Origin of the sequence: Paenibacillus vandeheii (genome assembly GCF_030433635.1) — a bacterium.
Lineage (GTDB): Bacteria > Bacillota > Bacilli > Paenibacillales > Paenibacillaceae > Paenibacillus > Paenibacillus vandeheii.
This window is the reverse complement of the sequence record NZ_JAROCD010000021.1, coordinates 24,746-37,220: the sequence shown is the minus strand read 5'-3', so window position 1 is coordinate 37,220 and position 12,475 is coordinate 24,746. Positions and strand designations below refer to the sequence as shown.

At 38.2% G+C, this 12,475-nt stretch carries 9 protein-coding genes and 2 pseudogenes; all 11 read right to left on the bottom strand.

Going from position 1 to position 12,475, the window contains the following annotated elements:
* Window positions 1-10 precede the first annotated feature (10 nt).
* Complete coding sequence (locus tag P5G61_RS29310) at window positions 11-1,177, bottom strand: cation:proton antiporter (protein ID WP_024634394.1); 1,167 nt, start codon at window positions 1,175-1,177, stop codon at window positions 11-13.
* A 1,379-nt stretch (window positions 1,178-2,556) separates the two neighbouring features.
* Window positions 2,557-3,642 (bottom strand): tyrosine recombinase XerS, encoded by a 1,086-nt coding sequence (xerS, locus tag P5G61_RS29305; protein WP_024634443.1) that lies wholly within the window; start codon window positions 3,640-3,642, stop codon window positions 2,557-2,559.
* Window positions 3,643-3,908: 266 nt separating this feature from the next.
* Window positions 3,909-4,091 (bottom strand): annotated as a pseudogene (locus tag P5G61_RS29300) (VOC family protein); the annotation flags it as partial.
* Between the two features lie 78 nt (window positions 4,092-4,169).
* Window positions 4,170-4,265: pseudogene (locus P5G61_RS29295) on the bottom strand (ArsR/SmtB family transcription factor); the annotation flags it as partial.
* Between the two features lie 378 nt (window positions 4,266-4,643).
* A complete protein-coding gene (locus tag P5G61_RS32005; RefSeq protein WP_435874305.1) occupies window positions 4,644-4,880 on the bottom strand; it encodes an S-Ena type endospore appendage in 237 nt (78 codons plus the stop codon).
* A gap of 102 nt (window positions 4,881-4,982) precedes the next feature.
* Complete coding sequence (locus tag P5G61_RS29290; protein WP_024634441.1) at window positions 4,983-5,873, bottom strand: multicopper oxidase family protein; 891 nt, start codon at window positions 5,871-5,873, stop codon at window positions 4,983-4,985.
* Between the two features lie 384 nt (window positions 5,874-6,257).
* Window positions 6,258-8,246 (bottom strand): peptidoglycan D,D-transpeptidase FtsI family protein, encoded by a 1,989-nt coding sequence (locus tag P5G61_RS29285; RefSeq protein WP_024634440.1) that lies wholly within the window; start codon window positions 8,244-8,246, stop codon window positions 6,258-6,260.
* A 167-nt stretch (window positions 8,247-8,413) separates the two neighbouring features.
* Window positions 8,414-9,031, bottom strand: a complete 618-nt coding sequence (locus tag P5G61_RS29280) for a TVP38/TMEM64 family protein (protein WP_024634439.1) — start codon at window positions 9,029-9,031, stop codon at window positions 8,414-8,416.
* A gap of 158 nt (window positions 9,032-9,189) precedes the next feature.
* Window positions 9,190-11,625: a heavy metal translocating P-type ATPase gene (locus P5G61_RS29275; protein WP_152532791.1), complete on the bottom strand. Its 2,436-nt coding sequence runs from the start codon at window positions 11,623-11,625 to the stop codon at window positions 9,190-9,192.
* A gap of 19 nt (window positions 11,626-11,644) precedes the next feature.
* Complete coding sequence (locus tag P5G61_RS29270; protein ID WP_024634437.1) at window positions 11,645-11,842, bottom strand: cation transporter; 198 nt, start codon at window positions 11,840-11,842, stop codon at window positions 11,645-11,647.
* 256 nt (window positions 11,843-12,098) lie between these two features.
* The gene (locus tag P5G61_RS29265; protein ID WP_081718281.1) at window positions 12,099-12,428 is read right to left on the bottom strand and encodes a four-helix bundle copper-binding protein; all 330 of its coding nucleotides are present in this window, start codon (window positions 12,426-12,428) and stop codon (window positions 12,099-12,101) included.
* Window positions 12,429-12,475: the final 47 nt, after the last annotated feature.

Sequence of the window (12,475 nt, the reverse complement as noted above, 5' to 3'; positions counted from 1 at the left end):
CCTTTTACTCTTATAGTCCGCCTTCTTTTGAAGCAGTTTCCTTACGTGGCTTAAATAACACCTTTAACATTGGTGGAGCCATTAAAGTTGTAAGAATGACCATTATAACAACTGAAGTGAAATATTCAGGTAAAAGAAGCCCTGCTTGTATACCAGTTGAAGCAATAATTAATGCAACTTCTCCTCTTGATACCATCCCAGCTCCTATAGCAAAAGAAGATACATTGCTGAATCCTGTAATCTTTGCTCCCAATGCACCGCCCAGTAATTTAGTCAAAACAGCAGCAATGGTTAGAACGACAAGGAATCCTATCTGTTGTCCTACACCTTCAAATGAAACATTGAGGCCAATGCTCACAAAAAACACGGGAACAAAAATTGAATATGCAATGGGCTCGACCTTTTTTTCAACAACATTCTTAAAATTCGTTTGTGAGATTGCAATACCGGCAGCAAATGAACCAATTATACCGGCCATACCCATCAAATCAGCAAAGTACGCAAATCCAAAACAAATGAAGAGTGCGATTGATATTATGGGTTCTGTTACCTTAAGAGTTGAGAGCCACTTCATAACACGAGGAACTATAAATACCCCTGCAACAAACACACCTATGAAGAACAGCACTTTCTTCCCTACTAAAAGTCCTAACGATACATCCTGATCTGTACCCAAGAAACTCATCATAAATGCCAAAAGAATAACAACTAAAATATCGTCTACTACAGCAGCTCCGAGAATAGTTGTGCCTTCTTTTGAACTTAAACGATCCATATCCTTCAGCACTTGTACTGAGATGCTTACAGATGTTGCACTGAATAAAACACCCATAAAAAGTGCATAGTTCGTGGATAGTCCAAATAGATCTGCTACTCCAAATCCACCTACAAAAGGAAGAATAATTCCGCCAATGGCAACGGCAACCGCGGACTTCCAGTTTTTCTTTAACTGGTCAAGGTCCGTTTCTAATCCAGCAATGAACATAAGTAATAGGACACCTATCTCAGAGATGTAATGAATAAATTCATTATTATTAATCCACCCGAGAATTGCAGGTCCTAAAATAATACCGACTACCAGTTTGCCAAGTACAGAGGGTTGCCCCAATTTTACTGATACATGTCCTGCTATTTTTGTACTAACAATGATTAAAGCCAAATACCATATAAATTCCATTCTATCTACTCCTCAACAACAACATATAAAATAACTTGAACGCGTTCCTGAACATAATAATTGACCTAAAACCTTAGGTCAATATAGCATTTAAACCAACGAAATAGAGTTGTAATACTTATGATAACCCTTGATAATCCCTGTATACGTATTTTTTAATTAAAAGCCAAAAAACAAGCATTAGGGTCGATTTTTAATATGTACAAAAAAACATAATTACTGAGAAGCGGAACCCCTCAGTCATACTCTACTTGCATACGCATCTTGCCTGAAATAATGAAATCAACTTCATCACCATAGTCCAAATAGCTTGACTGAAGGATCTTCTTTGAAATGATCTATAATCAGACCATCTTGTTTGGTCTTGTAACGTTGTGCATGCTAAGAGTCATTTTTCTTCCTCTGCAGTAGGCAGCCGTCTTTGCTATGATCCACAGTATAGCTCAAAGGCAACCGTCGTTTGTATTTTTATGAACCACCTCCTTTTCTCTGCATTTGTTTAACTAATCTACCTGTTAGCCTAATGAATTGATGAGCGAAAACTTTATTAGAAATATGTCTAATCGGTAATCGAACTATGTTCTTGTCCACTCCGGCAATCGGTACAAGTTCTTGTCCTCAACTGCCAGTTCATTCTGATAATTCTCTTTTTTAATGCCAAGCCGACCGTGTTTAACCTCTCATCGTGTCAGTTTTCCTTTAACAATATAAAAATTGTTATGTATTAAGGTATTTAATGAAGTTGTAACTGCGTGTGTTAAATGTTTAGATATATACCTAATCGGCAATCGGACTATGTTCTTGTCCATTCCGGTAATTGGCACAAGTTCTTGTCCCCAAAAGCAAATTCCAGTAACCAAGATTTCGGTTTTTAATGCCAAGCCGCCCATATTTACTTCTCACATCTTGCCTTTTGTCCCAAAACAACGTGAACATTTTCATGTTTAATGTAGCTTAATGAAGTATTAAGTGCATACGCTGATTATTTAGATATCCATCTAACCGGTAATCAGATCATGTTCTTGTCCATTTCGGCAATCGGTACAAGTTCTTGTCCTAAAAGCTAGTTCCGATAACAATATTTCGCTTTCTTTACCCTATCTGCCCGTGATTTATCTCTAATCAATTCATTTGATCCATTAGAAATGAAAAAACTGTCCTGCACTATACTGACTATTGAGACTTTAATTATTTCTCATTTTATTTAGACATGTATCTAATCGGTAATCGGACTATGTTCTTGTCCATTCCGGCAATCGGTACAAGTTCTTGTCTTTTGCTCGGGACACGAACTTGTACCGATAAAATAAAAAAGCCGCTAAAATAGCGACTTCAATGGGTCTATGTTCTTGTCCCTCGACAACAATTGAACTTAAAGTTTATTGCATAAAAAAATTTAAATCCATTTTATTAACCGCTTTCTTCAAATCATCATCTGATAAATGTGTATATATCATCGTTGTCTGTACTGATGAATGACCTAGTTGATCTTTCAGTTTTGGAACATCATTGTTAGCCTTATGATATCGAGTTGCAAATGAATGTCTCAATGCATGCACATTTAAAGATGGTTTACCATAAAGATTAGCATATTTTTGAACTAACTTTTCTATGGCTCTTTGAGTAAGTCTTCGTGTGCCTCCTTTTCTTCCTACAGGAGCAGCTATAAATAAGGCTATCTCTTTTGAGCTGGGTTTATACTTTTGATCTCTAATTTTTATATATTCTTTGATGTCATATAATGCAAGATCACTAAAGTAAACATACTGCTCCTTACCGCCTTTACGGACTACTCGTAGTAAATTTTCAGTCAAGTCTACATCTTCAATATTAGCGCCAACCACTTCGGACAGTCTCAATCCAGATCCCAGAATCAAAGAAGCGATGGCTGTATCACGCTCACGATTAAATAAAAAATAGTTATATAATCTCTTATTTCCTTTAATCAATTCACCATAATCATTTGCAATAAATTGTCTGAATAGATTGAACTCCTCATGCTTCAGAATCTTACCACTGATTTTTTGTGCACTCGACTGAGCTGTGCTTAAAACAGGATTTAATTCTAACTTGGCCATCAGATTACGCTTAATATAAGGAGCTAATTCAGAAGTTTCAGCTTTATTCTGTAAGTAATTAAACAATGATTTAAGTGCAGCCAATTTTCTGTTCACAGTACTTTTAGAGTTCCCTAGTTGATTCTCCAAAAAGAAAAGAAAATTTTCCCCATCACGTATAGTCAATGATTCCAGTGTACTTAACTCAACTTCTTTACGACTACATTTAACAAGCCCCTCAGAAATTAGCCAGTCAAAAAAAATTATATAATCATGGCAATAGTTGAGCATGGTGGTTGGTGATAATTTTCTTTTTCTGCTATCTATATACTCTGTAACATACCAGGGCAAATCATCAAGTTTTTCTTCAATACGTTCTAAATATTTAATTTTTGTTTGCTTTTCCATGGGATTCTCCTTTTTTCTAAAGGATACTTTGTACATATTATAATTCAATATTTTTATTCGTCAAATTATTATTTTACGTAATTATATGAGATTATTTGATATCGTTCTTACCATACCATATATATCCATACCAGCAGCCGGGTTGGTTTGGGAAGATAATCAAGGATAAATTTAACATCAAATTAAACATTATTTCCGGCGGGGAGCAAAATTCCGGTATATTTGGCGCAGCGACAGCAGTAGAAGTACCACCCATGGATGCATGAAAAGTCACTAGGATAGAGTACGTTTTTACCTTTCTTTAGAGTGAGAATAAAGCCTTCATCATCAAACATAACTGCAAATGCGTTTCCCCTCGTACCTTCACATTTCATACCAAAATAAGTCTCTAAAAACTCGCGAGCAGCAGGAACATCAGTAACTGTTAGGTTCAGATGATTTAATTTCATAATTACACCCTTTCCTACATATTTTGTACGTCCTCCGTAGAGCTTTATCTTCAATCCAAATAATACCACATAATGGATCCGTTCTGTAGCGACAACACCGGCACTGCGAAGTTTCTGCAAATGTTGAGATACGGTTGATTGGGGTAGATCAAGACATTCCTGCACATACTCAAGAATTTTGTCCAGAAAAAGCTTTAATTACTCTTGAGAGTTAGTTTAATTTTTAAATGCTAACAGCCTTCTCCCGATACTCGGTGAACCTCTAAGTGTTATTGAGGTTTTAACTACATATGCTTATTATTTAGATGATCATCTAATCGGAATATGTTCTTGTCCTTGTCCATTTCGGCAATCGGTACAAGTTCTTGTCCTTACCTTGAGACAAGAACTTGTACCGATAACATAAAAAAGCCGCTAAAATAGCGACTTCAATGGGAATATGTTCTTGTCCCTCGCCATCTGCGGTCTGCTGCCACAATGTGTGCATAGCGAGAGGTTTGAGGATCTCTTTTCATTTTTTCATTTAATTACCATTAGAACTGCTGAATGTAGTCAGAATATTTCCATAATAAATTTCCCACTACAGTTATTCGTAATTTCTGATTCAGGTGCTACAATTATTTGGGTTATGTTTTGACAGCTACATGCTCTTGAATTTCCGGGGTATACTGGAAAAATGTACGAACCATCATTATAGAATATATGAACTAAAAGTGAGGTTGTATTCTTTTGATCATTATATATGGTTATTGATGCATGTAGTTCTTTGTTATTTATAGAGGACCAGATCGTAAGGTTCTCTAATCCCGTCTTTGGATCAAAAAATATTTCTCCACTTAATGAGATTTTAGCCCCTCCATTCGCTTTCTTTACTGGGTTATCATTTTTTTCTTATTTCTCATAGACAATTGTCTTAAACATTCCACCAATTGGTTTAGTGAAGTTATTGGATATATGATGTGGCATATGGCAATGGAAGGGCCATGTTCCTGGGTTATTCGCGCAAAAGAGTAAGTCGTATGTCGTTCCACTCGAAACTTCTATCGTATTTCGAAGTAATCTGGCGGAACTTGAGATTTCATTACCGTCTGCAGCTGTGAGAAGAAATTGATGTCCATGAAGATGAATGGGATGTGCATTCATTCCTATGTTCCCAAGACGAATACGAATGTTTTCGCCATATTTAACTGGTAAAGAATTAGAATATGGAAAACAACGCCCATTCATTGTGAAAAAATTAAAACTGTCCGTTAAGGGGTCTAAATCGTAATCTCCTTTCCTCAATTCACCCTTAGGCAGGCCTTGAAGATGAAATTCCTGAAGCATGATGAAGTAATCTCTATGAATATAGTCATTACATCCCGATTCTATTATAAATCCACCCCCTAGTCCCATTAATTCTTGAGTAACTGTATTGTGATGAGTATGATACATATGCGTTCCCGGTGCATTCATAATCTGAAAACAATAATCAAAGTATTCACCTGGTCTAATTTTGGGTGTTGGTTCAACTTCAGGAACACCGTCCATAGAGTTGGGGATATCCAGGCCATGCCAATGGACACTGGTTGCCTCCGGTAGATGGTTTATAACCCTGATCTTAACCCAATCGCCTTGTTTAACTCGTATAGTTGGACCCGGAATGAAACCGTTATACCCCCAGCCCTTCATTTTTATTCCAGGCAATAGTTCTCTCGTTACAGGCTCCGCAACTAACACAAAGCACTTCATTCCCTCTTCGACGGTAAAGGGAAGATCCGGGATATCCGGTGTGATAACCATAGTACTCCTCCATCCCAAATGGAATTGTTTACAATGGAGGATATATATGAAATTCGAGGCTTGTGCTATTACTTTATTTCCATAGCCGAATACTATGTCTAAGATGAACCTTAGTTTATATCAAATGCTTGCTCGCTAGTACATCCAAGGACATTTATGATTTTCAGCCTAGGTTGTTGTTCTCCGATATAGTTATTTCTGTGTTGTGTCGCAGGAGCCTAAACGATATCCCCTAAGTGACTTCTTCTTCACTTTTCAAGTCCAAACAAGAAAAGCGTGCAACAATCGGAATTCTGCCCTATCCCCCAGTTCTTACTAACAACTCTTGCTATCATATGGTCACTATAAATCAATTGAATAATATTTTTGTTTTTATTTGACGGCTCATTTTGCTGGATTGCTACCCAGTCCATATTCCCTATCATAGGCATCAAATATTTCACGAGCAATGGGTGCTGCGCTACTTGATCCATACCCCCCTTCAGGTACAACCACGGCTACTGCCAGTTTTGGATTCTTACGAGGTGCAAAGGCGATAAATACGCCGTTCTCAACATTAATCGATTGACCATTTATATAAATAGTCTGTTGAGAGGTGCCTGTCTTTCTCGCGAAATCATAGGGAAACCCACTGAACGCGGCATCTACATTGGTAGACATTCCACGTTGAATGGTGCGCCAGTATCTGTCATCATAATTTGCTGTATTTAGTGTTTTTGGTTTAATTTTTTTAACGACATTACCTTCAGAGTCACGTATTTCTTTTACCAGGTGTGGTTCAAGACGTTGTCCTTTATTCGCTAACATCACGGTATACTGTGCGAGCTGCATTGTTGTATATTTGCCTTGTTGTCCAAATGAAGCAAAAGCCAAGCCTGTGAGTGCAGATTGATTTTCTTGGTTATATTCAATTCTGCCTCTAAATTCTTTGGGTAAATCCACTCCAGTATCCACGCCTAAGCCGAATTCTTTCATATATCTGTCCCATACTTTAATACCTTCCACATTATACTTGTTCCAAAGCTGCTCACCGATCATGTCAATCATAAAAGCATTTGATGATTTCGTGATTGCTGTCTCTGGATTTAAAAGACCATATACGCTTCCTGAAGAGTTTCTGACTCTGGTACGATCTTTACCAAACTCCGCGTATCCGCGATCCTGATATGTTGAATTCGGAGCAAAAAAACCTTCATTTAAGCCAATCAAAACACTTAATGGTTTTATTGTTGACCCCAATAATACGGTTGACTCTGGGTGCTTTCCGGTGTCGTTTGGAGGAAAGGATTCAACTGTACCATTTCTATAGATGTACTTAATCTTTTCATAATCCCATTCCGCATTCGGATCATAATCAGGCATACTTGCCATAGCCACGACATTACCGCTATCTACTTCCATTGCGACAGCAAAAGCTGTTTTTGCATTAGTATGAAGTTTTCCTGAAACTGGAGTCCGCTGTAACCAATTCAACTGTTCTTTTATAGCTTGTTCTGTTTGAACTTGTACGTTTTTGTTGATGGTCGAGATGATATCGTATCCTTTTTCTGGAGGGAGCATGTTTCCTCCCTCTTCAGGCAAATTTAACGCATTAATGGGGATCTCTTTAAAACCACTTTGTCCTCGTAACACGTCCTGATATTGAAGTTCAAGACCATCAACACCAACATTTTCTAGCTCAGAGTATACAAGCCCAGGATTGGTTTGAGTTGGATTTAAACGATCAATTTCTTTGTATTTTGCTAGTGTCTTTGATGTTTTGAATGTTTTCATGTAACCAATAGCTTGAACAGCCACGCCATCCTTATCATATTTGCGTTTGCTTTCTTCCACTACACTCAATCCAGGAATGATATTTCTATTCTGAAGAAAGTAAGCGACTTCTCTATCAGATAGGTCACTCTTGATCAATCTCGGAGAATAACCTTGGGTCTGTCGATATTCCAGATCCATCGCATTCAAAATATCATCTACCGAGAACTCTTTACTCCCTGGATCTTTAAATTCCTGAAATACTTCATACAATTTTTCTGCAAATTGACCAGCTTCCTCACGATTGGGATTTTTAGGCCCCCCCTCCTGTTGACTATAATTTTTATACAATGTGATGTATAACGACTGAATGGGCTCGGAATATGCCAATTTTATTTTACCTGATGAATCATAAATGGAACCACGAACGGGCAACAAAGGACTTGTTCTGGTGACACTTTCACTTTGTAAACGGCTAAGCTCGGGGCCTTCTACGAATTGCATATAAGCGAGACGAATGATGATAACTGAAAAAATGACAAAGGATACAAAAAAGAAAAAGTTAATGCGAAACTTAGAACTGATTGGTTTTGGTTCTTCTGCATCGTAATGATTGTTCATCTGATAATACTCCTCTTGGTCGTTCTTAAGTAACAGTGTAAATTTTAAATTTGAAGGAAGTGTGTTTTTTTGTTATATCAATACAACCAAATTTCAAATAGCTGAAGGCAAACCAAAAAAGCTCTACGAGGACGTAGAGCCTTTTTAGTCACCTTATTGAATTGTATTTATTCTTTATATCGAAGATATATTCTATAGCCGATAAAAACCAGTAATAAAAATGAAGCATACATCAAACTGACTTGTACTAGTCGTGTTCCTTCATTCCATATTTCATGCCCTATATAGGCAAAGGTCATCATTGCGGGGATTTTACCTAATAAGGTTGCGAGTATGAAAATCTTAAAATTTAAATGGAATACTCCTGCGTAAATATTGATTGCCGCAGCTGGTAAAATGGGTATGATGCGAGCTGATAGAATCATCCAAAACAGGCGCTGGCTACTCATCGCATGTAGTTGATCTAGAGATGTAAATCTCTGGGTAATCCTTCTTCCCCAAGAATAAAGTAAGTATTTTGCCAATAGATAGACAATAATCGCAGCTAAAGTGGATATGGCCACGTTCATAGTACTGCCCAATACTACACCATATTTAGCGCCGATCACTCCACCTACAATGCCAAACGGGATCACAGGAAACATAGCAAGAATAGTAATTACAAGAAACATCAGAGGTAAGCTAGCCGTATTATCCCCAGCTATCCATGCATACAATAAATCCCGCTTCATGAAAACAAGCATAAATACAACCAGGTTAATACAGAATATAATCCATTTTTTCAACCTAACATTCTCCTGAACGAATTTCTAGTTTACAAGTGAGTTTTGGCAATCTTTTTCTAACGTACACATAGGGGTACCCCTGTTACTGATACTTTATATAATGTAACACAAACGTACCCCTATCGTTATATTATACAATGATTTTATCACGTCAGTTTTTAAGAATTACGAATTTTCACACGTTGTAGCCGAAGTGCATTAAGAACAACAGATACTGAACTTAATGCCATTGCAGCACCAGCTACCCATGGAGCCAAAAGGCCGATCGCAGCTATTGGAATACCCAGCGTATTGTAACCGAGTGCCCAAAATAAATTTTGTTTAATGTTAGCCATAGTTTTACGGCTCATATAAATAGCGTCAGGGATACTTGAAAGATCGCCACGCATCAATGTTACATCAGCAGCTTCCATAGCAACGTCTGTTCCTGTACCAATAGCCATTCCGATGTCTGCCATAGCAAGGGCCGGAGCATCGTTTATACCATCTCCTACCATCGCTACCTTTTTACCTTGTGCTTGCAGTTTTTTAACTTCTTCCGCTTTACCTTCAGGGAGAACTTCAGCCAGGACGTGGTCAATGCCAACTTGAGCCGCAATCGCTTTTGCCGTCCGTTCGTTGTCCCCGGTAATCATAATGACCTGGATACCCATCTCCTTCAAACGGCTGACAGCAGCCTGAGAGGTTTCTTTAATGGTATCTGCCACAGCAACCATCCCCGCATACTCTTTATCAATAGCGACAAGCATAGCTGTTTTCCCGGATTCCTCTAAAGTAGACATCATGTTGTAAGCTTGTTTTGCTTCTACATCGAATTTATCCATTAGACGACGTGTACCAATTAATAACTCTTTACCACTCACAACAGCCTTGATTCCAAAGCCTGGAATGGCCTCAAAGGATTCTGTTCTGAGCAGTTCAATATTTCTTTCCATAATGCCCGCAACTATAGCCTCAGCTAATGGATGTTCTGAATTTTTCTCAGCTGCCCCCACAAGTTTAAGGAATTCTGTTTCATCGCCCTCGACCAAAACATCGGTAAGTTCAGGTTTACCTTTTGTTACTGTACCTGTTTTATCGAGAATAATTGCATCAATTTTATGGGTCTGTTCCAGATGTTCTCCACCTTTAAACAAGATTCCAAGTTCAGCTGCACGTCCAGAACCAGCCATAATGGAGGTTGGTGTAGCAAGCCCAAGTGCACAAGGACAAGCAATAACCAGAATGGCAATTGCTTTTTCTAAAGAACCAGCAAAATCACCCGGTGTTACTCCGAAGTACCATACCAAGAATGCCACTACAGCGACTCCTACAACAATCGGCACAAAAATCCCTGAGATGACGTCTGCTACCCGTTGAATAGGAGCTTTTGATCCTTGCGCTTCCTCGACAACTTTAATAATTTGTGCAAGAGCTGTTTCTTTACCTATTTTTGTTGCTTTCATTCGAAGCACACCGTTTTTGTTTATGGTTGCTCCGATAACAGCATCCCCCACTTTTTTTTCTACAGGGAGACTTTCACCAGTAAGCATCGATTCATCCACAGACGAGAGTCCTTCCAGAACTTCCCCATCCACAGGCACTTTACTCCCTGGTCGAACAATTACAACATCACCTACAATCACTTCTTCCACGGGAATGGTCAATTCTTGATCTTCTCGGACAACTATCGCCGTCTTGGCTTGAAGTCCCATTAGGGATTTAATAGCTTCTGACGTACGTCCTTTTGCCAGGGATTCGAACAGTTTCCCCATAACCACTAAGGTAATCAACACGGCACTTGTCTCATAGTACATCGCAGGTCCATGATGTACGCTACCGCCTTCAATTGCCCAAACGATGGTTAAATACAGACTGTAAAAATAAGCAGCTGAGGTCCCTAATGAAACAAGAACGTCCATGTTTGCACTGCCATTGCGTAAAGCTTTATATGCACCAATATAGAAGGGTCTTCCGATATAAAATTGAACTGGCGTTGCTAATGCCAATTGGAACCATGGATTCATAAAGAGATCTGGTAACCATACCCACGAAGTAAATGAAAAGTGACTTACCATTGCCCAGAGTAAGGGAAACGATAAAATCGCAGAAATAAGAAGTTTTCTTTTTTGTTTTGATAATTCTTTTTGTCGACGTTCAGCTGGGTCGCTTTGTTCCTGTTTCGGTACAGCTTGATAGCCGAGTTTCTCTACTCTCTTTTGCATATCAGTCACAGAAACATCTGCCGGATTATATTCGACATGAGCAACTTCCATGGCGAAATTTACGGTGGCCGTGCTTACGCCAGGTAACTTATTCAGAGTCTTCTCGATTTTTAAGGCACAAGCCGCACAAGTCATACCGAAAAGTTCCAAATCAACGGCTTCCTTAACTGTACTGTAGCCAAGCTTCTCAATGCTTGCTTCCATCTTACCGATGTCGACTTTACTTGGGTCATATGTTACTGTCGCTTTTTCCATCGCAAAGTTTACGTTAGCTTCTGATACACCTTCCAGCTTGTTCAAAACCTTCTCAATTTTTAAAGCACAAGCAGCACAAGTCATACCTGAGAGTTGAATTGATGTTTGTGATTTTTTCTCTTCAATTGTTGACACTATATATACACCTCACCTTTTAGACTTCATATCCTTGCTCTTCAATAGCCTCTTTAATGGTCTCTAGAGTCACCTTATTTTCATCATATACTACGGTAACAGTGCCATTTTCAAGATTAACATTCCCTTGAACACCGAGCGATTTCAAAGCACCTTCGATTGAGTTGACACAATGTACACAAGACATGCCATTCACATTTAACACTTCATTTTTCATAATTCACTTCTCCTTATATATGAGATTTTTATTTCAGTAATATTAACTTCACTTCATGTATAAAGCATACCCCCCTACCCTATATTTTGTCAAGCGCAATACCCGAAAATTTTAAGCCCATTTTATTGTTGATATGTAATTATGTTATTCTTCCTTTTCAAAATTCGAATTATTTCTTAGGAATTTAATAAAAGGAGTTCTCTCAGAATTTATGAACTGATTCTGAGAAAACTCCTTCTGTGCTACATTTCTTTTATTAAGCGGCCATTTCACGACACATTTTTGCACAAGCAAAACACGCTTCTGCACATTGTTGACAATGCTCATGATCATGTTTTTTACATTCGTTCCCACAAGCTTCACAAGCGTCTGCGCAAGCAAGACATATCTCTTTAACATATTTGCTATTGATCGACATGGCATGAGCGGCAAATTCACAGATATCCGCACATTCACGATCCAAGCGAATACATTCTTTCATCATTCCAATATGCTCCTCATCTAAACAAGAAACATAACAATGATTACATGCAACCATACATTTTAAACACTCTTCAATACACTCTTTGTACTTTTGATGTGACATTATAATTCTCCTCTCGTATCTAAAGTAGTAGGGTAGTCCCTTATTCT